Annotated in this window: 21 protein-coding genes; 12 read left to right on the forward strand and 9 right to left on the reverse strand. The window is 38.9% G+C overall.

What is annotated here, in order from left to right:
* Positions 1–60: 60 nt before the first annotated feature.
* Positions 61–1,158, reverse strand: a complete 1,098-nt coding sequence (locus RIC88_RS02665; protein ID WP_350215887.1) for a glycosyltransferase family protein — start codon at positions 1,156–1,158, stop codon at positions 61–63.
* A gap of 24 nt (positions 1,159–1,182) precedes the next feature.
* On the opposite strand from RIC88_RS02665, the gene RIC88_RS02670 reads away from it, so the two are divergent.
* Genes RIC88_RS02670 through RIC88_RS02680 form a run of 3 tightly spaced genes read left to right on the forward strand, consistent with a single transcriptional unit; the run spans position 1,183 to position 3,455 of the window.
* On the forward strand, positions 1,183–1,995 hold the full coding sequence (locus tag RIC88_RS02670; protein WP_350215889.1) for a 2,3,4,5-tetrahydropyridine-2,6-dicarboxylate N-succinyltransferase: 813 nt from the start codon (positions 1,183–1,185) through the stop codon (positions 1,993–1,995).
* 48 nt (positions 1,996–2,043) lie between these two features.
* Positions 2,044–2,832, forward strand: a complete 789-nt coding sequence (locus RIC88_RS02675; protein WP_350215891.1) for a DUF3108 domain-containing protein — start codon at positions 2,044–2,046, stop codon at positions 2,830–2,832.
* Between the two features lie 32 nt (positions 2,833–2,864).
* Positions 2,865–3,455: a tetratricopeptide repeat protein gene (locus tag RIC88_RS02680; protein WP_350215893.1), complete on the forward strand. Its 591-nt coding sequence runs from the start codon at positions 2,865–2,867 to the stop codon at positions 3,453–3,455.
* A gap of 3 nt (positions 3,456–3,458) precedes the next feature.
* Here RIC88_RS02680 and RIC88_RS02685 read toward each other — a convergent pair whose 3' ends face one another.
* Together RIC88_RS02685 and RIC88_RS02690 are read right to left on the reverse strand one after the other, a co-directional pair.
* Positions 3,459–4,877 (reverse strand): Na+/H+ antiporter NhaC family protein, encoded by a 1,419-nt coding sequence (locus RIC88_RS02685; RefSeq protein WP_350215895.1) that lies wholly within the window; start codon positions 4,875–4,877, stop codon positions 3,459–3,461.
* The gene (locus RIC88_RS02690; RefSeq protein ID WP_350215896.1) at positions 4,874–5,428 is read right to left on the reverse strand and encodes a DUF4136 domain-containing protein; all 555 of its coding nucleotides are present in this window, start codon (positions 5,426–5,428) and stop codon (positions 4,874–4,876) included. The genes RIC88_RS02685 and RIC88_RS02690 overlap by 4 nt, the downstream gene beginning before the upstream one ends.
* A 267-nt stretch (positions 5,429–5,695) precedes the next feature.
* On the opposite strand from RIC88_RS02690, the gene RIC88_RS02695 reads away from it, so the two are divergent.
* Positions 5,696–6,505 carry a hypothetical protein gene (locus tag RIC88_RS02695; protein ID WP_350215898.1) on the forward strand — a complete coding sequence of 270 codons (810 nt, stop codon included), beginning with the start codon at positions 5,696–5,698 and terminating at the stop codon, positions 6,503–6,505.
* On the opposite strand, the gene RIC88_RS02700 is transcribed toward RIC88_RS02695, so the two are convergent.
* The 3 genes from RIC88_RS02700 to RIC88_RS02710 all read right to left on the reverse strand — a co-directional run bounded on the left by RIC88_RS02700 (position 6,506) and on the right by RIC88_RS02710 (position 11,327).
* Complete coding sequence (locus tag RIC88_RS02700; protein ID WP_350215900.1) at positions 6,506–7,897, reverse strand: sodium-dependent transporter; 1,392 nt, start codon at positions 7,895–7,897, stop codon at positions 6,506–6,508.
* Between the two features lie 78 nt (positions 7,898–7,975).
* A complete protein-coding gene (locus RIC88_RS02705; protein ID WP_350215901.1) occupies positions 7,976–9,406 on the reverse strand; it encodes a TonB-dependent receptor in 1,431 nt (476 codons plus the stop codon).
* Between the two features lie 112 nt (positions 9,407–9,518).
* Positions 9,519–11,327: an acyl-CoA dehydrogenase FadE gene (locus RIC88_RS02710; protein ID WP_350215902.1), complete on the reverse strand. Its 1,809-nt coding sequence runs from the start codon at positions 11,325–11,327 to the stop codon at positions 9,519–9,521.
* Positions 11,328–11,543: 216 nt separating this feature from the next.
* Here RIC88_RS02710 and RIC88_RS02715 point away from each other — a divergent pair, with 216 nt between their 5' ends.
* The 6 genes from RIC88_RS02715 to RIC88_RS02740 all read left to right on the forward strand — a co-directional run bounded on the left by RIC88_RS02715 (position 11,544) and on the right by RIC88_RS02740 (position 15,788).
* The gene (locus tag RIC88_RS02715; protein WP_350215904.1) at positions 11,544–11,963 is read left to right on the forward strand and encodes a DUF2141 domain-containing protein; all 420 of its coding nucleotides are present in this window, start codon (positions 11,544–11,546) and stop codon (positions 11,961–11,963) included.
* Between the two features lie 7 nt (positions 11,964–11,970).
* Positions 11,971–13,026, forward strand: a complete 1,056-nt coding sequence (locus RIC88_RS02720) for a sensor histidine kinase (RefSeq protein WP_350215906.1) — start codon at positions 11,971–11,973, stop codon at positions 13,024–13,026.
* On the forward strand, positions 13,026–13,781 hold the full coding sequence (locus RIC88_RS02725; RefSeq protein ID WP_350215908.1) for a LytR/AlgR family response regulator transcription factor: 756 nt from the start codon (positions 13,026–13,028) through the stop codon (positions 13,779–13,781). Before RIC88_RS02720 ends, RIC88_RS02725 begins: the two co-directional genes overlap by 1 nt.
* Before the next feature lie 79 nt (positions 13,782–13,860).
* The gene (locus RIC88_RS02730) at positions 13,861–14,964 is read left to right on the forward strand and encodes a fatty acid desaturase family protein (RefSeq protein ID WP_350215909.1); all 1,104 of its coding nucleotides are present in this window, start codon (positions 13,861–13,863) and stop codon (positions 14,962–14,964) included.
* A gap of 60 nt (positions 14,965–15,024) precedes the next feature.
* Positions 15,025–15,540 carry a uracil-DNA glycosylase family protein gene (locus RIC88_RS02735; RefSeq protein WP_350215911.1) on the forward strand — a complete coding sequence of 172 codons (516 nt, stop codon included), beginning with the start codon at positions 15,025–15,027 and terminating at the stop codon, positions 15,538–15,540.
* Positions 15,541–15,614: 74 nt separating this feature from the next.
* Positions 15,615–15,788 carry a hypothetical protein gene (locus RIC88_RS02740; RefSeq protein WP_350215913.1) on the forward strand — a complete coding sequence of 58 codons (174 nt, stop codon included), beginning with the start codon at positions 15,615–15,617 and terminating at the stop codon, positions 15,786–15,788.
* A 35-nt stretch (positions 15,789–15,823) separates the two neighbouring features.
* Here the strand turns inward: RIC88_RS02740 and RIC88_RS02745 are convergent, their stop codons facing one another.
* Genes RIC88_RS02745 through smc form a run of 3 tightly spaced genes read right to left on the reverse strand, consistent with a single transcriptional unit; the run spans position 15,824 to position 20,941 of the window.
* Positions 15,824–16,426 (reverse strand): DinB family protein, encoded by a 603-nt coding sequence (locus RIC88_RS02745; RefSeq protein ID WP_350215915.1) that lies wholly within the window; start codon positions 16,424–16,426, stop codon positions 15,824–15,826.
* Between the two features lie 54 nt (positions 16,427–16,480).
* The gene (locus tag RIC88_RS02750) at positions 16,481–17,404 is read right to left on the reverse strand and encodes a hypothetical protein (protein WP_350215917.1); all 924 of its coding nucleotides are present in this window, start codon (positions 17,402–17,404) and stop codon (positions 16,481–16,483) included.
* A 15-nt stretch (positions 17,405–17,419) separates the two neighbouring features.
* The gene (smc, locus tag RIC88_RS02755) at positions 17,420–20,941 is read right to left on the reverse strand and encodes a chromosome segregation protein SMC (RefSeq protein WP_350215919.1); all 3,522 of its coding nucleotides are present in this window, start codon (positions 20,939–20,941) and stop codon (positions 17,420–17,422) included.
* A 299-nt stretch (positions 20,942–21,240) separates the two neighbouring features.
* Between smc and RIC88_RS02760 the strand changes: the two genes are divergently transcribed.
* Entirely contained in the window at positions 21,241–21,609 is a 369-nt protein-coding gene (locus RIC88_RS02760; protein WP_350215921.1) for a response regulator, read from the forward strand.
* Positions 21,610–21,656: 47 nt separating this feature from the next.
* Positions 21,657–22,160, forward strand: coding sequence for a hypothetical protein (locus RIC88_RS02765; protein WP_350215923.1), 504 nt, complete (start codon positions 21,657–21,659; stop codon positions 22,158–22,160).
* Positions 22,161–22,221: the final 61 nt, after the last annotated feature.

A 22,221-nucleotide genomic window follows, 5' to 3' on the forward strand; every position in this document is an offset into this window, starting at 1 on the left:
ATAAATTTAGAAACACTGTTTTATTTAATTATAAATATCTTAAAATCAGCATACTTATAATTATCTACTTAAATTATTAAGTGATGTACTTACTTTAAGTGACTCAGATTCCCAGGTCGCTTCAATGGGATAGCTTTTTGGAAACAGATTCGATGGATTTTTGAGTATTTCCGATATCTCATTGACATTAATATCATCAAAATCAACTGGAATTGCGCCACCAAGTCGTTTCCCAATCTGACTCCAATGAGTGTCGGCCTGAACAAGGTATGGTAGTTTGTATCTGGAATATTCGTAAAGTTTGGTTGGGATTTTTTCTTCGTTTACCCGGTTAGGTTCGTAACCGATAATTCCCAAATTCGCATTTTCAATCGCTGCTAAAATCTCATTATAAGGGATTGGATTTAATGAAATATTCAGGTAAAGTGAAGGAAGACGTTTTGATTCAGACTCAAGCTTTGCTTTGAGTTTTAAGTCATGAATCTGCCCGATAATATTCATCGCCGAATGAGGTCTTATTTTTAGTATTTCCTTGTAAAAATCAATTGCTTTTTCCACACCTCCATATCGTGATATCGTACCCGAAAAGAGCACATTAATTTGATCAGTTTTGGATTTTTTTAGGGTGTGAGTAAATGCTTTGTTTTCTATTATAATATTCTTTCCTTGGGCAAAGTCTAACTGCCGTTCATAACATGCTTCCGCCAGCCAGTATTCAGCAATAAATGGTTGAGCTATTAATTCTTTTAGGCGAATGATAAATCCATATAAGATTTTGGCGGGATTTGGATTTATCCGTGTAGCATTTATATAATAATTCTCCTGAACGTCATAGATGATTCTGCAACCTGTCAACATTCTGGAAATAAGGGCTGCATTTAGTAACTCTGGTGTTGTGATTATTAAAATATCAGGTTTGATTTTCAGTATTTTCCAAAGGATTTCTTCTCTAACTATGATCCTTTTTATCCAGTTGGTTCTGAATAAGTCATGAGAGTGGAACATTATATTCTCATGACGAATTGCTTTTTTCGAAGTATTTCCTATGATATTAACTTCATATTTATTTGTTTTCGCTATTGATTGGGAAAGCTTCCAGTATGCCCGTACATCATCTATGGGTTTTAGAACCGAAGCAATCACAATTTTTTTCTTCATATCACTGTAAATATTGGGTATTACATGGAATTAAAAAACCTCATTGAGGCGGCATGGGAGAATCGCTCTCTTGTCAACAAGAAAGATGTTTCGGTTGCTATCAAGACAGTAATTGAAGAATTAGATAATGGTAAACGTCGGATTGCCGAACCTGATGGCGATGGTTGGAAGGTTAATGAATGGCTAAAAAAAGCGGTTATACTATACTTCCCATTAATGAAAATGCAACTTATCGAGGTTGGGCCATTCCAATTCCATGATAAAATCAAATTGAAATCAGGATATGATCAGCTTGGTGTTCGCGTGGTTCCACACGCCATTGCAAGATATGGGGCTTTCATTCAAAAGAATACGGTTTTAATGCCAAGCTATGTAAACATTGGAGCTTATGTGGATGAGGGCACTATGGTAGATACCTGGGCTACAGTAGGTAGTTGCGCACAGATTGGCAAAAATGTACACTTAAGCGGTGGAGTTGGAATCGGTGGAGTTTTAGAGCCGGTTCAAGCAGCACCTGTCATCATTGAGGATAATGCATTTATAGGATCCAGGTGTATTGTCGTAGAAGGAATTAGGATTGGTAAAGAGGCAGTGTTAGGAGCTAATGTAGTATTAACCGCCAGTTCTAAAATTATTGATGTAACAGGTTCTGAGCCCAAAGAATACAAAGGATTTGTTCCTCCGCGATCTGTCGTTATCCCTGGCACAATACCTAAAAAATTCGCGGCTGGTGAATATCAGGTACCATGTGCACTAATCATCGGACAAAGAAAGGCGAGCACCGATAAAAAAACCTCATTGAACGAAGCGCTGAGAGAAAATAGCGTATCGGTTTAATTATGGCATTCTAGTTGCAGGATGAAACGCATACCAACTTTTAGAGTCATGAAAACAGTTGCGCTAATCCTATTGGGTTTGATTACCAATGCACAAAGCATGGTGAAGGAAAAGCCTGTGAACACCGGTGAAGAACTTCAATTTAAATTATCCTATGGCTGGTTTACAATTGGCAGAGGTACTTTTAAGATTTCAGATGATTATGTTTTGAGAGATGGTAAGGAATGCATTGAAATAAATGTTTCCGGCCGGACTGCCGGGTTGGCTGGTGTTCTTTCGAAAGTGGATGATCAATGGGGAGCTGTTGTTGACAAGGATAATTTCTTACCCTATTATTCATATAGAGATCTTTCTGAAGGTGACTATGATCTGGAAGAGCATGTCTATTTTGACTATGACTCTATGCGGGTAAAAGTAGAAAGCTCCTCGGCCAATGAAGAAGAGCCGCGACCAACAAGGTTTTATGACTTAGAAAAAACCAATGTTTTCGATATGATGGGTGGCTTAATGTATGCGAGAAGTATTGATTACAGGAAATTGAAAAATGGAGATACGGTACAGCTTGATGCATTTTTTGATAAAAAATTCTATGACTTTGAAATGATTTATCATGGAATTGAAATGATCAAGACTAAGGTTGGGGAAATCTATTGCCATAAAGTAGTTCCGATAATGCAAAAGAACAGCGTTTTTAAAGGAGAAGATGCTGTTACATTCTGGGTTTCTGCAGATGCTAACAGATTGCCGCTCAAAGTTGAGGCCGATATGAATTTCGGAACTGCTTATTGTGAACTTACCGCGTATAAAAACGTAAAAAGTGGCATTGATTTTAATTAATCAGTCTACTTTTGCCGACTTTAATAAAATTCATGAAGTACGCAATACAAGCATTTATCCTAGTCTTAGCAATTGGGTGTAACACGCAAGACTCCATTAGTGGGGATGATTTTTTTGACGATGAAGAGTATGCTCAGGCGATTGAAGCATACAGCTCCTATCTATCAACACATCCAACACATGTAAAAAGCCTTTACAATAGGGGGAGATCCTATGAAGAAGTAGGTGAATCTAAAAAAGCCATTCAGGACTTTGAAAAGATAATAGAACTTGACCCTAAGCATGTAAGTGCTTATTTAAGTCTTGCTAAAATTTCCTACAATAATTCCGAATTCAACAAGGTATTGGTCTATACAGGCTCAGCACTTGATTTAAACGAAAACTCAGCACAGGCGCATTACTTGGCTGGAAGAGCATCTCATCAATTGGGCTATCTTGATCAGGCGATCGAATCTTATAACAATGCGATCACCATAAATAGGGATTTTGGTGAAGCATACCTTTACCGTGGAGCAGTGAAGGTTGGTAAAGATCGCATGCGATCCGCATGCGAAGATTTCAAATTTGCAAAATCCCTTGACGTTCCTGAAGCTGATGGCGCTATCAAGGAATATTGCAAATAATCCCTAAAAGATAAATCCTGAAATTAGATAGCAGATCACTGCTAATCCACCCGTAAATAACGCATAGGGCAGCTGAGTTCTTACATGATCAATATGATCACATCCGGAGGCCACTGAGGCTATAAGTGTGGTGTCTGAGATCGGAGAACAATGATCTCCGAAAACACCACCACCCAAAACTGCTGATATTACTAAGTAAAGATTTGCATCCACTGCAAAGCTTAGTGGAACACCAATGGATATCATGATGGCGAAAGTTCCCCAGGATGTACCGGTTGCAAAAGCAATGAAACTACTGATAATGAAAATCAAAGCTGGTGCTACTTCCGGAATTAACCAGGATGAAGTAACTCTGGAAACATAGATTCCTGTTCCTAACTCATTACAAAGGTTTCCAATCGCAAAAGCAAGTACCATCAAAACAGCCATTACAACCATATCATTCATCCCTTTGAATGACTGATCGATAAAGGTTTTGATGGTTATCATTTTTTGAAAACCATACATGGCCGCTGCAGTCAAAAAGCCGGCAAAGCAGGCATTTAAGACTGCCTCAGAGCCTGATCCATTGCTTATACTGTACCAAACCTTGTCTAAAAAGCCTCCTTCAGCTGTTACATCCCAACCACCATAGATTAGAAAAAATGGCATAGATAATACCATCATCAAAATGGGTATAACCATATTTAATGGCGATGTGGTCTTATCCTCACGTTTAGCTTCTATTTTATCATCTTCATTTAAATCCCTTTCCATCACTTTTTTCATCTCACCAAATTCTTTCCCTGAAAGCGAAAGCCAAAAGACAAAAACCAGCGTAAGGATGGCGTAGAAATTAAATGGAATGGAATAAAGGAGTGTGGTGAACGGATCTACATTTGGAAAAGCCAATAACAACCCCATTATGTAAGCACCCCATGCATTAAGAGGAAATAAAACACAGGACGGTGCAGAACTTGAATCTGCCAGGTAGGCCAGTTTTTCTCGTGGAATTTTATGTTTATCAAAGAGCGGTCTGAAAATTGTTCCTACAGTTAAAATTGAGATATTGGATTCCACGAAAATCAAGAAACCGGTAAGGGCTGAAGTAGCCTGAATCTTACCCCTAAAATTCTTTTGACCTGATAACCTGTTTTGAACCCAGTCTATGAACCCGTTGATTCCTCCGGAGTATTTGATAAGCTGAATGAGCGCACCGATAATCAATGTTAGGATGATGGTTCTGGTGTTTCCTTTGCTTTGGAATACATTCACAAAAGCGGTGATTGTGGAAAGGAGTCCCTCAAAAATGTCCCAATCCTGAATAATCAAATATCCCACAAATATTCCAAGTGAAAGTGAGAATACAACCTGCTTTGTTTTGATGGCCAGGCCAATTGCTAGTAGTGGTGGTATCAATGACCAAAAACCATAGTCTGTCATTTCTTCTTTTTCTTTTCAAAGGTTTTTAAAGACTCATCTACCTGATTGGAGTTTGCCTTATAAGGATAGGTTGTAAAGATGTATCCGATTGCTTTTTCGATCGCTCTGGATACCCTTTTTTCTTTTTTTTCTTGTCTCAGATCGTAGCTTCCCTGCCAAACCAGCTTTTTATTGCTATCAAAAAGCTCTAGTAAAATGATCGATTCATAAATGGTTCTGGAGGTGATTTGATATGGTTGAAAATAGAATGGATTGTTCTGAGTATTGTTGCTTTCCACACGGGTACTGGATGTAACCTCGTATCTTAAAGTAAGGTCTGGGGAGACGTTCGATTGCTCATAATCTCTTGCCCTCATTTGATTGTGAATGTGTTCCTTTATTAAGTCAAAGACCAGCGTATTTTCAGGTGTGATATTTTTAGAGTCGGCCTTTGCGGTCACCACCCGATAGGTTTCATACTGTTTGAATGGAGCCTTTGTGTTTAGGTATGAAACCACTTTTGGGCTACAGCTCGATAGTAGGATGATGGAAACAAGTAACCATTTATTCATGAGCGGCTAATTTATCAATTTACAGGGATTAAAATTCCTGTCTATTCGTACATTATTCCATTAGCAAACGAAATGCCTAATTCTGACAAATCTATTCTTACAGGGTGATTCTTTTTAAAGATGTAAAAATGGAAATATGAATAAAAAATATTCGGATGATACAAGTAACTAAATATTTCACTAGGTTATTACGTGTACTCATCGAAATAATTGATACTTTTCGTGTCATTAGCATCATGTTTGGAGTATCAAAGCCAAATTTCTAAAATGAATAAACGAGAGTGTTTATTTACACTTATACTATTGGTGTCTGGTACCATTTTCTCTCAGGTTGCTCCGAAAGTTGAAACTAACCTGGCGGGTGTTTTCCAGGGAAAGACTCTATTTATTCAAAATCCATTCGATAGGACAGTCCGGGAGTTTTGTGTTGAGAAGGTATATATCAATGAAAGGGAAGTTAATATAAACTATAAGATGAGTGCTATTAAGCTAGATTTTGCAGGCTATGATCTCAATACTCCGGTAAAAATTCGACTCGTTCACAAAGACACACTATGTACTCCAACGATTATTAATCCGGAGGCAATCCTCTTCCACACCATTTTTAGATTTGATGATGTCTCACTCACGGACAGTGCTTTGGTGTGGCGCACAAGGGGCGAGACAGGAAGAGGTGAATTTGAAATTGAAAAGCTTATGAACGGAATTTGGGTTGACCAGGATGTGCGTGAGGCTTTAGGAAGATACGAAGGTGCAGAGTATACTTATTATCCGAACCTTGAAGAAGGTGCTAATAAATATCGTGTAAGGTATAATTTCCCGAGAGGGAGCAGGGCATCTCACCTTTATTCTTGGGAAGTAGATTATGATTATTATCCGGTTCCTGTGGAATTTAATCCTAAGTCAGCTAAAACAAAGCTTTACCTGTCCCGATCTACCCACTATGAAATATACAATGACGGTCAAAAACTGGTTTTGGAAGGGCAAGGCAAGGTCGTTGATGTAACTGTCCTTCGCCAAGGACGGTACATTATCTATTTCAATGGAAAAGATCCGGGAACTTTTATAAAGGAATAACTAGAAGAAATTCACTCCGAAGAACCTACCCAGGAACGTAAATATGAATACCAGCGTGAGTAGGATCGGGCAGAGGTAACTAACAGCAAAATCAATATATTTTTCTTTCCAGGTTCCTGCCAGTTTTGGGTTCCCAATTCTAAGCTCTTCAATCAGGTTATGTTTCTTCCAAACATAAGCAGCAAAAATGGTTATCAACACTCCTCCAAGTGGCAACAAAGTATCTGACCCAACATGTTCAACAAAAGTCATAAAATTGGTAGGGGTTGAAGCTCCAATGTACGTGATGAAATTAGAGAATAGCTCTGAGTATCCATTGGAGATTAAAGATGGAACACCCAGAAGGAAAATAAGCGTAGCAATTACCCATACAGACGTTTTTCTGCTGGCCTTAAACTCATCTACTACATAGGTAACTGGTACCTCAAGTAGCGAAACTGTGGAAGTAAGTGCTGCAAATGATAATAGCAGGAAGAACAGAGCTCCTACTACCATCCCTAGGGTCGATCCAAGAGATTCGAAAACCCCCGGCAGAGTTATGAAAATCAATCCCGGGCCTCCTGTGAAGCCTTCCATGGTTCCGTCAGTTAAATAGGCTACAAATGGGAACATCATAAGCCCGGCAAGGAATGCAATTCCAACATCAGTTAATGTGATGTATGCAGCAGAAGAAACGATGTTGTCTTCTTTAGAGATATAACTACCATATGTGATCAAAGCTCCCATTCCCAATGAAAGTGAAAAGAAAGCCTGTCCAAGTGCATTGTAGATTACTTCCGGGGTTACCTCACTAAATTCCGGAATCAAATAATAAGAAATGCCTTTCATCGCATTCGGCAATGAGGACGCATAAAAGGTCAAAAGTAGGATCATTATTACCAATGATGGCATTAGGAACTTTGCGGCTTTTTCAATACCTCCAGAGATTCCTTTTGATACGATAAAAGCAGTAACGCCCATGAACACAAGACCGTATAATCCCACGTTTATAACGTCATTTGTGAATTGGGAGAAGTTTTGACCAATTCCAAAATTTCCCTTTACCATCTCAAGGAAATACCCAAAGGCCCAGCCAGCTACTACATTGTAGAAGGAGAGGATTAGCACTCCGCTCAAAATCCCCATTAGCCCCAAAAACTTCCAGTTCTTAAATCCCAGCGAAGCATATGCACCTACGGGGTTTTTTTGTGTTTTTCGGCCTATGGCAATTTCAGTCACCATTACCGGGAAGCATAGAATGAAAGCAAAGGCTAAATATATCAGTACGAATGCAGCACCACCACCATCGGCCACTTCAAAGGGAAATTTCCAAATATTACCAAGTCCGACAGCTGATCCGGCGGCTGCCAAAATGAAACCAAGTTTACTGGAAAAGTTTCCCCGAGCGCTCATATACTATGTTTTTAGATTTGGTTAAAGCGCCAAATATAGCAAAAGGAGGGTACCCGCAAAGTCTTTTTTCATTAGTGGTTAAGACATGTCTTCTTCGTCCAATTCTATTTCATAAGGATAGTTGAACAAGTGATTGGCTTTGATCGCTTCCGACACGCGGTTTGGAACCATTTCTTCCCATCCCTCTTTGTCTTCCTGGATCATATCCAGTACCTGGTCCGAGATGATATGAAGGTTATCCGTTTTGGCATCCGGAATACTTAGAATTTTATGATTTTCAATGAAGTAATAAAATAGGCTCTGTAGGTGCCTGTCTGGCTCAAAGTCATTTCCGGTTCTTATCTCACCGGTCTTTGAGTCTATAATAGGATAGACAAACAATTTCACATTGCTACCAAATAGCCTTGCGAAGGATTCCAAAATACCTCCATCCAGGTTTTGGTAATATTTTTCATCAAAAATCTGAGCCAGGTTATTAAGACCTATGATAATTCCCAGCGTCTTATCCTTGATAAACTGCGACAAGTAGCTGGCCAGCTTGTAGTGTTCCTGGTAATTTGAGATCATCACATTTTGTCCCAAAGAGCACAGTAAGTCTACCCGGTCTAAGTAATCTTGTTCATCCAATTCGCCTGCAAGTGTCAGGTCTTTCAGTGTAATCTCGACCACTGATAGAATATCTTTTGCATGCCCAAGCTCTTTCTTAAAAGCTCTCATGCCAGTTATCATCATGTCCACATTCACATGGGTAACGGGGCGAAAGCGTCCTCTTAGAACAAGCGCATTTTTCCTATAGATGATATCAGAAGGAAGAATCACGTTTTTATCCGGACCAAACATGGCCACCTTAGTCAAGCCATTCTTAACAAGCTTTAGTGTCATCAACCGATTGTCTACATGATGAAAATCAGGACCTGATATACTAAACATATCAATCTCTAATCGATCTTTTCTGACATTGTCAACCAATGAATCAATGATTTCTTCGGGAGTGTTTAGGGTATAGCACGAATGGATCAGGTTAACCCCGACGATACCCAAAACCTGTTGTTGCCATTCTGCATCCCGGTCCTTAAGCGTTACATGAATGATGCATTCATTGGGATCTGTACCTGAATGACGTTGAAAACGAATACCAAGCCAGCCATGACCAACGTTGCTTCGGTTGTAGTTGATAGTCTCTACTGTATTAGAAAAGGCGAAGAAGGTGCTTTTTTTGGCCCTTTGTGTAAGTCGTTGATCCAACAGGGAGTACTCCCTGTCCAGCATTCGCAGCAACTTCTCTTTCGAGACATACCGATCGCACTTGCCATAAATAGCATCACTAAACGTCATGTCATAAGCAGACATGGTTTTTGCAATGGTGCCAGATGCTGCTCCGGCTTTAAAAAAGTATGCGGCTACTTCCTGTCCTCCACCAATTTCGGCAACTGTCCCGTAAATTCGCGTATCGAGATTCAGCTGTAAAGCCTTCTCTTTGGTTGTTAATTTCTTGTTAAATTCTTCCATCCTCCGGATGCTCTGCGTCCATCACAAAGCTATTTTGAATTATCTCCAAAACAAACTGTATACAAAAAAACCGACCAATGGCCGGTTTTGTTCTGTACGTAATGTGTATGGCTTAGTTATATAATGAGTAAGGAAATTTATTCTCCTTAATCATTACATCTGCTACTTCCTGCCTTAGTACTTTGGTATTTATCGGATCCATTTTAGTGAATCGCTTCATTCCCATCAGCATTACACGAAGTTCATCTCCTTCGGCAAAGCACGCCACTGCTTCGTCACCAGCATTTTTGATTTTTGTTACTGCTTCATAGAGATAAAGCTTTGCCATGTTTTGATACAGTGTACTTCCCTCTTCACCATACAAACTCATGAGCTTCTCTGTTCTCAATAGAGTAGACTCTGCTACGTACACCTCGATCAACATATCAGCAAGGCTCATCAGCACTTCCTGTTCGTGATCCAGCTTCGGCCCAAATTTTTCTGCTGCTTTTCCGGATGCCATTAACACAGCTTTCTTAAGGTTCTTAATTACTTCTTTCTCTTTAGCCAAAGGCGCTGAAAGATCCGGGCTGTCAAATGATGGTACACCGGTTAATTCTTTGCCTACTTCCATTGCAGGTCCAAGAAGGTCAATTTCTCCCTTCATAGCTTTCTTGAACATCATGCCTACGATGAGCATTCTATTAATTTCATTCGTGCCCTCATAGATTCTAGTAATACGTGCGTCTCTGTAAGCCCTGGCCATAGGTGCTTCTTCGGAGAACCCCATACCTCCATACACCTGAACACCCTCATCGACGCAGAAGTCAAGAACCTCAGATCCGTGAATCTTAATCATAGCGCACTCTATTGCATACTGCTCTACGCCTTTAAGTTTTGCATCAGAAGGGGAGAGCCCGTCAGATTCCAATTTGGCAATTAAGTCCTCAATGTCTTGACCCGCTCGGTAGGAAGCTGATTCTGTAGCGTAAGTTTTGGTAGCCATCTTTGCTAACTTTTGCTTAATAGCACCAAAGCTGGATATGGAAACACCGAATTGCTTACGCTCATTGGCGTATTGAGTAGATTTTGAAGCCACGTCTTTACATCCATTGATGCATCCGGCTCCTAATTTGATTCTTCCAACATTTAAAACATTAACAGCGATTTTAAAGCCATTTTCTCTTTCTGAGAGCAGGTTTTCAGCAGGAACCTTCAGATCATTGAAAAACACCTGTCGTGTAGATGAACCTTTAATGCCAAGTTTCTTTTCTTCGTCATTCATGGTAATGCCATCCCATGTGCGTTCCGCAATGAAAGCTGAAAGTTTTTTGTCATCATCAATTTTAGCGAAGATGATTAGTAAGTCAGCAAATCCTGCATTTGAGATCCACATCTTTTGTCCATTGATGACATAGTGTTTGCCATCATCCGTAAGTTTCGCTTTAGTTTTCCCCGAATTAGCATCGGATCCGGCATCAGGCTCAGTCAAACAGTAACACGCTTTCCATTCACCGCTAGCTAGTTTAGGTAAGTATTTTTTCTTTTGCTCTTCCGTTCCGTAATAAAGAATCGGAAGGGTACCAATGCCGGTGTGAGCACCATAAGCTGTAGAGAACGAGCCTGCTGAAGCCATCATATCCGCAATCAGCATTCCTGTATTGAAGCTCATACCAAGTCCTCCGTACTCTTCAGGTACGTTTACACCTAAAAGACCAAGCTCGCCAGCCTTATCCATAAGGCCTGACATCACACCTTCTTCCATACTTTCAATACGTTCCGTAATTGGATTAATCTCCATGTTAATGAAATCCAATGTGGCTGCTGCCATCATTTTTTGTTCTTCGGAAAATTCTTCAGGAATGAAAATGTTCTCTGCCTGAGTTTCTTTGATTAGGAATTCTCCGCCTTTTAATGCGGTCTTTTCAGCTACTGCTTCCATTTTTTATTTATCTGTTTCTTATTTGAGGTAAAATATACTCTGCATGCATAACAAATATACGAGAATATACTCTGCATGCATAACATTTTTAAAATAAATTTATCGAGTGATTGGCTAATATTGCCTACGTCACAGTTCAACCTTAAAATCTGACGATTCAGCCTCATTTTGTTGAAGCATGGTTACTTCAAAATCATCTTTGAGAAAAAAACAATTATGAAAAAATTAATGTTCGTTTTCGGAATCCTGATTGGGATTCATCAGATATTTTCTCAGGAGAATCCATGTGAGCTAAGTGTTAAGGTTGAAAACATTAAATCAATAAAAGGATCTTTGAAGGTTGCTATTTACAATCATGAGGATCACTTTTTATCAAAAGAGGTGATGAGTGATGGTCGGGCAATTGATGCGAATAGCATGGAATTCTCGTTCAAAGGTTTAGGTAAGGGTGTTTATGCTATTTCCATTTATCAGGATGAAAATGACAATGGTAAGCTGGATTCTAATTTTATGGGCATACCTTCCGAGCCATACGCTTTTTCGAACAATGCTAAAGGAATGTTTGGACCTCCAAGTTTTGAAGACTGCCAGTTTGAAATAAAGGAAGGGACACAAGAAATAGTGATTAGCCTTTAATATAGAAATGGGAGTAAGATCAAAAGTACAATTTCTGCCTCGCGAGTTTAGCTGGAAGAAAGAACTAAAAGAAGCTGCGCTTATTTACATATTTGGTGGGGCTATTCAACTGGTGCTATGGAGTGATTATTCAAGAATTAATCTTGAAAACTTTGTAATCAGCTTTACATACAGTGGATTCTTTTGGGTAATGCTTTGGAAGGGGAGTGAGCACCTTGTAGAGTTTTTGGATTCTTTTTATAGTTGGTTTGAACATCCTGTAAAAAGGCTTTTGTCCAGCTTGGTGTGTATTACCATTTTAACCGTCTTCGTAGTTTACTTTCTGGATTTAATGTACGATGTGTTTTATTTCAAAAAAGGATTTACTGAAGCCATTACTGACCTTAACGGAGCTCCCTTGTTTACAACTTTAATGGTGAACTTAGGAATCAACACCTTTATGCATGGAAGAGGTTTTTTGCTGGAATGGAGACAGGTTTCTATTGACAATGAAAAACTAAAAACCGAGCAGGTTGCTTCGCAATATAATAGTCTTAAGAATCAGGTTAACCCGCATTTTCTATTTAACTCGCTAAACGCCCTTAGCTCATTGGTTTATGAAGATCAGGCAAAAGCAGTGGAATTTATTCGTAAGCTTTCGCAAGTCTATAGGTATGTACTCGAGAGTAAAGACGAAGAGGTAATCCCCTTAGAGGATGAGATGGCATTCGTAGAGAATTTCGTGTTTCTCCAAAAAATCAGATTCGGAGAAAATCTCAACGTCAAGCTATCTCCATCTAATGGGCAATTTTTTGTCCCACCTCTGGCTATTCAGATCTTAGTTGAAAATGCCATAAAGCATAATGTTGTGAGTGAAAAAGATCCCCTTTCAATCGACATTGAATTTCAAGATGATCGATGTGTAGTTCGTAACAATATCAAAGAAAAGAGGGTGAAAGATTCGACAGGTATTGGGCTCAATAATTTGATAGGTAGGTATAGTTATTTAACTGACCATGAGGTGATTGTAAATAATAACTCAGGGATATTTGAAGTTCAACTCCCATTATTAAAAATGAAATAATGAGATACATTGTAATTGAAGATGAGCAGCTAGCCTCTAAGAGGCTGAGAGGATTGGTTGATGATTTAAGACCAAATTATGAGTTCGTGGCAAAATTTGACTCTGTAGAGTCAGCCTCAATTTCATTGCCGGCGCTCAAATACGACTTATTGTTTATGGATATCCAGCTGGCCGATGGTCTTTCGTTTGATATTTTTGATCAGATCACGGTAGACAAACCAATCATTTTCACCACGGCGTATGATGAGTTTGCACTTAAAGCATTTAAGACTAATAGTGTCGATTATCTTCTAAAACCAATTGATGAAAATGAGCTTTTGACAGCAATTAAGAAATACGAAGCAAACTTCAATTCAAAAGCCAATGAGCCTGTTGTTGGTGATTTAGATAAGCTGATGAAGGCCTTACAGCCATCGGGTAAAGAGCGTTTTGTTGTAAAAGTAGGGGAGCACCTAAAAACCATTGAAACAAAAGACATTCAGCTTATTTACAGTCAGGACAAAGGCACTTATTTATTTACGACAAGTGGGAAAAGGTTTCTGGTGGACTTTACCCTGGACAAGGTTGAAGAGCTACTGAATGCAAATGATTTCTATCGAATTTCTCGTAAATTCATCGTAAATATTGCTTTTATTAAAGATATCATAGCGTTTACAAATTCACGCCTGGAAATAGTAATAGATCACTTTGAGGATGAGCAGATCATTGTAGCAAGAGAAAGAGTCGGTGACTTTAAAACCTGGCTCGACAGATAAAATCAGCCATTGGTCAAAAATATTCGGTTTCTAATGCTCTTGTGGGTATCTTTACGGTTATTATTTTTAATACCAGTATATGTCTGTTACAACGATGAGCCGTAAAATTGTCAGATTTAAAAACTCATTACACGAAGAGTTTAATAAAACACTCAATCAACGCGTCAATCAATATTTTAAGAATTCCAAGTATGGTAGATATGCCAATATGGAAATGGTTATTAAAACCATTTTTATGTTTTGCCTATACTTGGTTCCATACTTTATGTTTCTTTTGGGAATCGTCCAAAATATTTGGGTATTCTATCTAATGGCCTTTTTGATGGGGCTTGGAAAAGCCGGAATTGGTCTTTCTGTTATGCACGATGCGAATCATGGAGCCTATTCTAAGAAGAAATGGGTCAATGATTTAGTTGGGTATTCATTAAACCTTGTTGGTGCCAATGCCACTAACTGGAAGATTCAGCATAATGTGAAGCACCACACCTACACTAATGTTTCCGGAATGGATGAAGACATTTCCCCTAAGGGTGGAATTTTACGTTTTGATCCTAATACGCCAGTAAAGCCGTTTCACAAATGGCAACATATTTATGCATGGTTCCTCTATGGCTTAATGACCATGAGTTGGATCATAGTCAAAGACTTTAGCCAATTAGCTGAATATACCAGAGATGGCCATTTAAAGAAGCAAACTAAAAGCATCACCAAAGCGTGGGTATGGTTGGTTTTAACTAAAGTATTTTACTACTCATATATTCTTGCCCTCCCAATTCTATTTACTTCTTTGCCTTGGTATCATATCCTATTAGGCTTTATTCTTATGCACTATGTAGCAGGATTTAGCCTGGCATGTATATTCCAGCCAGCACATGTAATGGAAGATCACACGTTTGAAAGTGTTGAAAATAAGGAAGTTATTGATGAGAATTGGGCAGTACACCAGTTGAAAACCACATGCAACTTTGCGCAAAAGAATAAGGTTCTTTCCTGGTTTGCTGGAGGTCTTAATTATCAAATTGAGCATCACTTATTCCCTAATGTTTGCCATGTTCATCACAGGAAAATCTCTAAAATTGTGAAGAAAACGGCGGAAGAATACAATATTCCATATCGATCGTACCCGACTTTTATATCAGCATTGGTTTCGCACGGAAAGATGCTGCATTCATTAGGTCGATAAAATGAGATGAAAGATTTGCTGAAAGAAATAAAGAGTTGCACAGTGTGTAACTCTTTTTTTTTGCATGACCCGAGACCGGTAGTTAGCGCATCAGCGCAATCAAAGATTTTAATAATAGGACAGGCCCCAGGCCGGAAAGTGCATGAATCCGGAGTTCCCTGGGATGATCCCAGCGGAAATAATCTTCGGGAATGGACTGGTCTTTCGAATGAAGTATTTTACGATTCTAAAATTGTTGCGCTGGTTCCGATGGGGTTTTGTTACCCTGGTTCCGGAAAATCCGGAGACCTGCCTCCCAGGCCGGAATGTGCTCCTCTGTGGCATGAGAAACTGCTTGCTCAATGTAAATCCATACAACTGACCCTTTTAATTGGTCAATACGCACAAAAGTATTACCTCGGGAAAAACGCAAAAAAGACTCTGACAGAAACCGTCAGAAGCTTTAAGGATTACTTACCTAACTATATGCCGCTTCCTCATCCTTCACCCAGAAATCGAATTTGGATGAAGAAAAACCCATGGTTTGAAGAAGATTTAATTCCAGAATTAAAGACGCTGATCAGGAAAAATCGGTAGGATAAAATACCCAAAAATGGGTATTGATTATCACTCCATTAGCCATGAAATTAGCGTTATCTAATTACAAGGCTATGAATGTATCAATAATATCAACATACGGAAAAAGAAGATCTACTGAGTTTGGGGCGAAAAAGATATCCAAAATTCTCCTTGAACTGGCAGAAGAGCACCTTCAATCACCTGAAAACAGTCATTACATATCGGTTGATGGCATTGAGAAGCTGAAAAAGAAACTAGCTTCTTAAAAAAAATAAAGGCCTGAATTTTCAGGCCTTTATTTTTATCCTGGAAAATCATCGTTGTTCATTATTTCCCGGATTTGATCTGTATGTCGCTGTGTATGTCCTGACATAAAAAGAATTCCTTGATACGTATCGATTAACCCAAATGGAAATTGCATATAGTGATTTCGCAAGTCAGCATCTGTTGACTTTACAAACTTAATGTTTGATTCTCTTCTTTCTTTGAAGGCTCTAACTGTGCCATCAAAATCTCCGAAACTGTTGGTAGGTTCAAACTCTTTTCTGGTTTTAACCTTTTGCTCTCTGCTAGTTATTAAGCCAATAATCTGGTCATCGGTCATTGCAACTTCACCTCTTTTAGAAGGGTCACTTTCTTCTTTCAGGCTCATCTGAACCATTCCGATCAGATTCTTTTCAGAGATAGCAATGTGCTCCATGCATTCAGCAATGGACCAGGAGTCTTCGCCTTGTTTGAAATTGATTTGTTCGGCGTTTAAGTCATTTACCAAATCGATCAAGTCCGATTGAGATTTTTTCAAATGCTCTAGAGCCTTTTTTCGCTCATCTTTATCGATGGTAGTTTGTGCTGTAGCAAGAAGCGCAATAAAAATTGTCGCTAGTGTAGTCGTTAATCTTTTCATAATTATGTGTTTATAATTATGACGAAGCTAAGAGGCAAAAAAGGACTGGTGCTGTTATTTTTTTAAACTTATCAGGTAGCCAATGGAGAAATTCGATTTACTATCGAAAATATAAGAGTAGGTTGGCTCCAGATATAATGCATTGTAAATCACATAAGCTGCTTTAAGCTTTTCATTATCTATCGGATAGGCATCCGGTGGATCCAGCACAAAATATCTTTTTTCACTACTGTTTATCTCATCTTTCACAAATTCATAAATCATACCGCCCAATACGAAACATAAGTTTCTATTTTGAGTGGGTACTTCCAATATAGCATCTCTCACTTCCCTAAACACGGTAGTATCTTGGACATCACTTAAAAAATATTTGGAGCCATGTATTTCAATACTAAGTGTATCTGTATCCTGTACCCATGAAATTTTGGTATTGCCAGAGCCAATGTCCACAAGAAAGGATTCTTCAATGAATTCTCGTGGTATAGTAGCCATTAGTGCATATTGGGCCTCCATATCTGCATTAATGCTTTTAATCTTTAGATTAAGGCTTTTTAGTTTTTCATTGAGGACTGAGACTTGATCGGTCTTCACGACACTGGAGCTGGCAAGTAAATGAATGTCCTTTCCTGCAACGCCGAAATTTATAATTTCATTCTTAAATTCATTGATTTTAGCAGTTATTTCAGCAGTGCTATTGACCCCATAAATGAGATTGCTTCTGCCGTACTTGGCCTTTTTGAGGTCCCATCTGCCCTGAGCATCTATGCTAATGATGAAATAGTTGAGTCCAAGAGCTCCTAGTTCGATGACAGCATTAAGTTTCCCTTTTTGGGGCTTTTCAGGCTCATAATTAAAAGCTTTATCAACTTCTTGCTGTTCAACTGCTGGTCCAGAAGCTCTTTTCTCCTTGGTAGATTGATTGGTGCCACAGCTACAGACAATGATGAAAATAATGCAGGAATGGTATAAAAGCTTCATTCTGTTTTTAACCGATTAAGCTAGTTCACGCAAATCTACAGGAACAACTTTAGAAACACCCTGTTCTTGCATGGTGACACCATAAATAACATCCGTACTCGACATTGTTCGCTTATTATGGGTGACAATGATGAATTGTGATTCTTTTGAAAATTTACGAATGATCTCATTAAACTTATCAATATTGGCATCATCAAGCGGAGCATCTACCTCGTCAAAAATACAGAATGGTGCAGGTTTTAATAAATATATTGAAAACAAAAGAGAAGTGGCAGTCAGTGTTTTTTCACCTCCCGATAATTGATTGATGGTGAGTGGTCGCTTGCCCTTTGGCTTGGCTATGATATCAATTGAGCTTTCAAGAGGCTGTTCCGGGTTGGTCAAAATTAAGTCACAATCGTCCTCTTCAGTAAAGAGTGTTCTAAACACTTTGATGAAATTGTCCTTGATGTGCTGAAAAGCTTCCATAAAGGTTTCCTTGGCTACTTCGTCAATCTCTCCGATGGTCGTCAGCAAAGATTCTTTTGCATTGATAAGGTCTTCTTTTTGATCTGTGATAAACGTATGTCGCTCTTGTATTTCTTCAAAAGCTTCCATGGCCATTGGGTTGATTGGCCCCATGTTATCCAAACGATTTCTAAGTTTGTCAACTTTATCCCTAAGCTCTTCCTCTGTAAATTTTTTATAGTCTGCAATTTCTTCTTCCTTGATCTTTTGCAGGTCAATGTTAAACTCCACAGATAGACGGTCTTTCACCGAGTTGAGACCCATTTTTGCATCGTTGAGCTTGTTTTGCCACTCCATCAAGGCGTGATCTATACCTTCTCTTTTCCGTTGTGTTTCCCTTAAGTTTTTTTCTTCTTCATCAATGATGCCCCTGGCCTCATAGTATTCTTTCTCAGCTTCATTTACCCCCGACTCCAGCGATTCCTTTTCTTCATACATGGCCACAAGTTCATCATCACTTGCAGTACTTTTCCTGACTAATTCATTGAGGTTAGTTGTAGCCCCTTCTAGTTCTTCACGATTTTTCTCAATACGTTCAAGGGAGTTTTGATAAGACTCTTCTTTGAAAGATATTTCTTGCAAAATGCTATTGAGCTTATTTTGCTTTTGGTGAAACACAACATTCTCCTCGTTATAGGCCGAAGACTTTTGATCTAATACTTCCTGAAGCGTGAGGGCTTCTTCTTTTTTTGCTTCAACCTTTCCTTCTAACTCCAGAAGCTCATTACGTTCCTTTTCTGCTTGCGGTTTGAGAGACTCCAGCGCTTTTTCGAGTCCTACTATTTGTTGCTGAATATCTTCTCTTCGGTTCTTATTGGAAGTGAGTAGCTCGATGAACTGATCTTGCTTGGTCTGTACGGAAACCTCTACTTCTTTTATTCTTGAAAGTTCCTCTTTCACCTCTTCCAGATGTGGTGCTTTGGAAGAACGTTTAAGTTCTTCTAGCTGAGACTGGTACTTGGAAATGCTTTGCTCGTATGTTCCTTGCTTCTTTTTTAAATCTTTTATTTCAACTTCAAGCTTTTCCAGATTTTTCGCCCGTCCTATTCGCTTTCCTTCAAAGAGTCCTATTGAACCTCCCGAAATGCTATATCTCCTGAAAGTGACCTTTCCTTCTTTATCCAACAGCACCACATTTCCTTCACCCGCTCGTTTAGGATTATCTGCTATGTATACATTCCAAAGAAGATGTTTGATCAGATTTTCATACTTATCATCATAATCTATCAATTCTAGTGCTGACTTACTTCCGAAAGGAGCTGGAATGCTTTCGGATTTAAACTGTTTCAGGTTCTCAAGGATGAAGAAATTCGCTTTCCCCCGGGTGGACTCGCTCAATAGATTCACCGCTTTCAAAGCATCATCATGGGAATCTACGATATAATAGTTCATGAATGGCTCCAGGAAGTTCTCAATGGATATACGGTACTCTTCCGGACAACTGAGAACATCTGATAGGAGAGGTGCATCTTTCCATTGTGGGTTCTTTTTCAGAAACTTGATTGCTTCCGGGAACCCCTCCAGATTGTCTACCAATGATTTAGTCAGGTTAAACTCATTCTGACGAGCATCAAGTGTTCTGTTGATTTTGGTTAATTCCTCTCTTGCAGCCGATATTCTTTCTTCCGCGTCGGTGATCTGTTCTTTTAAGCTCTCTTCGCTTGCTTTTAACTGATCATATACAGATTGTTTCTCTATTTTTTCTTTTGAAATCTCAGCGAGGCGATTTTTAAACTCCTCAATGTTGGCACTCTTTTCACTGGTGTCTTCACTGGTTTTATTGAGTTCACTCAGCATGGACTTCAACTGAATATCCTTGATTTCAATTTCTTTACTAAGCTGAAACTGATGATCTTTTTTCTCTGAGTAATAAGTGTTCAGGGAGTTAAGCTTTTCCTGTGCTTCAGTCGTTAGGTTTTTTTGAGACTCATAATCTGCTTTTAAAGCTTCGACTTTAGAAAGAATAGCCGTTACATCCTTTTCTGCTTCGCGAGCTTCATTTCTTAACCCCTCCAGTGAAACAGCAGCTCGTTCGCTACTTTGCTTATCATGACTGATCTGTTCTTTGAGCGTCTCTATTTTATCATTTAAGAACTTCTGACGCTCGTTCTTAATCTTCTTGTCACTCTCGTATTGTCTTATTGTGCTTACGTGCTCATTCAGTGATTTTTGGCGGGAGGATAGGAGTTTCTCTTTATTTATAAGGTCAGCTTTTGCCTTTTCAATAGCGGCTTCTTTTTCATTTACCAATGCATTTAAGGCAAGTTTTTTATCATTTTCCTCCTGAATGGACTCCTGGATAGTATCGAAATGCTCCTGTTGATTATTCATGGCTTTTTTCGCCATGGCAATGCTGGAGTTTTTGTAATCATCCTTTAGCTCATAATACTTCTTTGCTTGTGATGCTTGTTTTTCAAGTGATTTGAGGTTTTTCTCTATCTCAAAAAGCAGATCTTCTACACGTTCCAGATCAGCATCTGTATCGCTTAGTTTTTTAAGTGTTTCCTTCTTTCTGATCTTAAATTTTGAGATACCTGCAGCTTCCTCAAAGAGTGCTCTTCGTGAGTTGTCTTTATCGTTCAGGATGTCATCAACCATTTTAAGTTCGATGATGGCATAACTGTTCGAGGCAATGCCCGTATCCAGGAAAAGGTTTGTTATGTCCTTGAGTCTGCACGTAATACCATTCAATAAGTATTCACTCTCTCCTGAGCGATAGTACCGGCGAGTGATTGTTACATTCGTGTACTCTGTTGGAATTAGGTTTTTGGTGTTATTGAAGGTCAGTGAAACTTCAGCAAGTTGTGTGGGCTTGCGTGCTTTCGTGCCATTGAAAATAACATTCTCCATTTTATCAGATCGAAGCACCCGGGATTTTTGTTCCCCCAAGACCCACCTTATCGAATCCACTACATTGGATTTACCACACCCATTCGGACCTACGATCCCTGTTATCCCCTCATCAAAGTTGATGACCACACGGTCAGCAAAACTTTTGAAGCCCTTTATTTCTAACTTTGTTAATTGCATTTAAAGTACATTCATTCCTTTCGGGTGAAGCGGACAAAAATATAAGATTCGACGGCAACTGGAGGATTAGATTCTGAAATTGTTTGGGTGAATTATCCACCATTTTTCCCCAGTTTCGTATTAAATAGTCAAAGATTAATTATTCATGTAATTATTTAAAAGTTTAATCGAATGATTGCAGACTATTTCAAATCTTAGTTGCATTATTGTAGTACACACAAAGCAATTATTACTTTAGCTTAACTTTTTGATAAAAGTCACTTATTTTTATTTGACCAGATAGCAAGGAAATATTTAATATGGAGAAACCGACCATTCTTTACGTAGACGATGATCAGTTCAATATCACCTTATTTGAATTCAACTTTAAGAATGAGTTTGAAATCCTAAATGCTACTTCTGGTTCAGAAGCACTAGATTTGATTAAAAATCATGATGAAATCCGTGCAATTGTTAGTGATGTGAGAATGCCGGAAATGGACGGAATAGAGTTCATCACCAAAGTGAAGGAAACCAGAGAAAGCCTTCCATGCTTTCTTTTGACCGGATATGGGGGAGCGCAAGAAGTTGTTGATGCAATAGATCAAAACCTCATTGTTGGTTACTTCAGCAAACCGTTCGACAAAGAGAACATAATCACTACATTGAAATCTACTATCAACGAATAAGTCCTGTTGGATAGCACAAATCCTGTCATATTCTATAATTTAGCTAAATGGATGATTTTAGTTTCTGGTGGTACATTATAGCGGCAGTTATTTATTTTCTCACTCGGGGAAAGAAGAAGAAAGAGCAGCCCAATTCTCGTCCCGGATCTGAAAACAATCCACCTAAAACTCAACCTAAGTCTTTTGAAGATCTTCTAAGGGAGATAACTGAAGGAAGACAAGAAGAACCTGAACCGGTTAAGCAAGAACCTGTTGAAATAAAAGATGTTTCGGAGGAAGAGGAAGATAGCCGTAGGCTAGAAGGTGAACGGAGGGTTTTTGCCGATGCTGAAAGTAGGAAAGTCTACGAGGAGTCTATAAAAATGGCAGAAGGTGCTGAGTTAGAATTTGAACCGGATGAACACTATAAAACCCCTAGGCTCTTTAAAGGACTGGATAAAGAAACAGAAGAGAAAGAATGGTCAATTGCAGACGAAATTCGAGATGGGTTAAATACGTCTGAGGCGAAGAAAGCTGTCATTTACAGCGAAATCTTGACCAGGAAGTATTAATAATTAGTCGTTCGCTCAAAATTACGGTCGTTCACTCATTTTCTTTTTAAGGGCGCATTTA

Source organism: Ekhidna sp., from assembly GCF_040220215.1.
Classification (GTDB): domain Bacteria; phylum Bacteroidota; class Bacteroidia; order Cytophagales; family Cyclobacteriaceae; genus Ekhidna.

What these genes read in the sequence shown, in the direction of transcription:
- RIC88_RS02700 (WP_350215900.1), bottom strand. Translation starts at nt 7,897, where the DNA reads ATGAGCGCTCGGGGAAACTTTTCCAGTAAACTTGGTTTCATTTTGGCA.
- RIC88_RS02730 (WP_350215909.1), top strand. Translation starts at nt 13,861, where the DNA reads ATGTCTGTTACAACGATGAGCCGTAAAATTGTCAGATTTAAAAACTCA.
- RIC88_RS02760 (WP_350215921.1), top strand. Translation starts at nt 21,241, where the DNA reads ATGGAGAAACCGACCATTCTTTACGTAGACGATGATCAGTTCAATATC.
- RIC88_RS02680 (WP_350215893.1), top strand. Translation starts at nt 2,865, where the DNA reads ATGAAGTACGCAATACAAGCATTTATCCTAGTCTTAGCAATTGGGTGT.
- RIC88_RS02710 (WP_350215902.1), bottom strand. Translation starts at nt 11,327, where the DNA reads ATGGAAGCAGTAGCTGAAAAGACCGCATTAAAAGGCGGAGAATTCCTA.
- RIC88_RS02740 (WP_350215913.1), top strand. Translation starts at nt 15,615, where the DNA reads ATGAATGTATCAATAATATCAACATACGGAAAAAGAAGATCTACTGAG.
- RIC88_RS02665 (WP_350215887.1), bottom strand. Translation starts at nt 1,158, where the DNA reads ATGAAGAAAAAAATTGTGATTGCTTCGGTTCTAAAACCCATAGATGAT.
- smc (WP_350215919.1), bottom strand. Translation starts at nt 20,941, where the DNA reads ATGCAATTAACAAAGTTAGAAATAAAGGGCTTCAAAAGTTTTGCTGAC.
- RIC88_RS02690 (WP_350215896.1), bottom strand. Translation starts at nt 5,428, where the DNA reads ATGAATAAATGGTTACTTGTTTCCATCATCCTACTATCGAGCTGTAGC.
- RIC88_RS02695 (WP_350215898.1), top strand. Translation starts at nt 5,696, where the DNA reads ATGAATAAACGAGAGTGTTTATTTACACTTATACTATTGGTGTCTGGT.
- RIC88_RS02745 (WP_350215915.1), bottom strand. Translation starts at nt 16,426, where the DNA reads ATGAAAAGATTAACGACTACACTAGCGACAATTTTTATTGCGCTTCTT.
- RIC88_RS02750 (WP_350215917.1), bottom strand. Translation starts at nt 17,404, where the DNA reads ATGAAGCTTTTATACCATTCCTGCATTATTTTCATCATTGTCTGTAGC.
- RIC88_RS02715 (WP_350215904.1), top strand. Translation starts at nt 11,544, where the DNA reads ATGAAAAAATTAATGTTCGTTTTCGGAATCCTGATTGGGATTCATCAG.
- RIC88_RS02725 (WP_350215908.1), top strand. Translation starts at nt 13,026, where the DNA reads ATGAGATACATTGTAATTGAAGATGAGCAGCTAGCCTCTAAGAGGCTG.
- RIC88_RS02720 (WP_350215906.1), top strand. Translation starts at nt 11,971, where the DNA reads ATGGGAGTAAGATCAAAAGTACAATTTCTGCCTCGCGAGTTTAGCTGG.
- RIC88_RS02765 (WP_350215923.1), top strand. Translation starts at nt 21,657, where the DNA reads ATGGATGATTTTAGTTTCTGGTGGTACATTATAGCGGCAGTTATTTAT.
- RIC88_RS02685 (WP_350215895.1), bottom strand. Translation starts at nt 4,877, where the DNA reads ATGACAGACTATGGTTTTTGGTCATTGATACCACCACTACTAGCAATT.
- RIC88_RS02675 (WP_350215891.1), top strand. Translation starts at nt 2,044, where the DNA reads ATGAAAACAGTTGCGCTAATCCTATTGGGTTTGATTACCAATGCACAA.
- RIC88_RS02705 (WP_350215901.1), bottom strand. Translation starts at nt 9,406, where the DNA reads ATGGAAGAATTTAACAAGAAATTAACAACCAAAGAGAAGGCTTTACAG.
- RIC88_RS02670 (WP_350215889.1), top strand. Translation starts at nt 1,183, where the DNA reads ATGGAATTAAAAAACCTCATTGAGGCGGCATGGGAGAATCGCTCTCTT.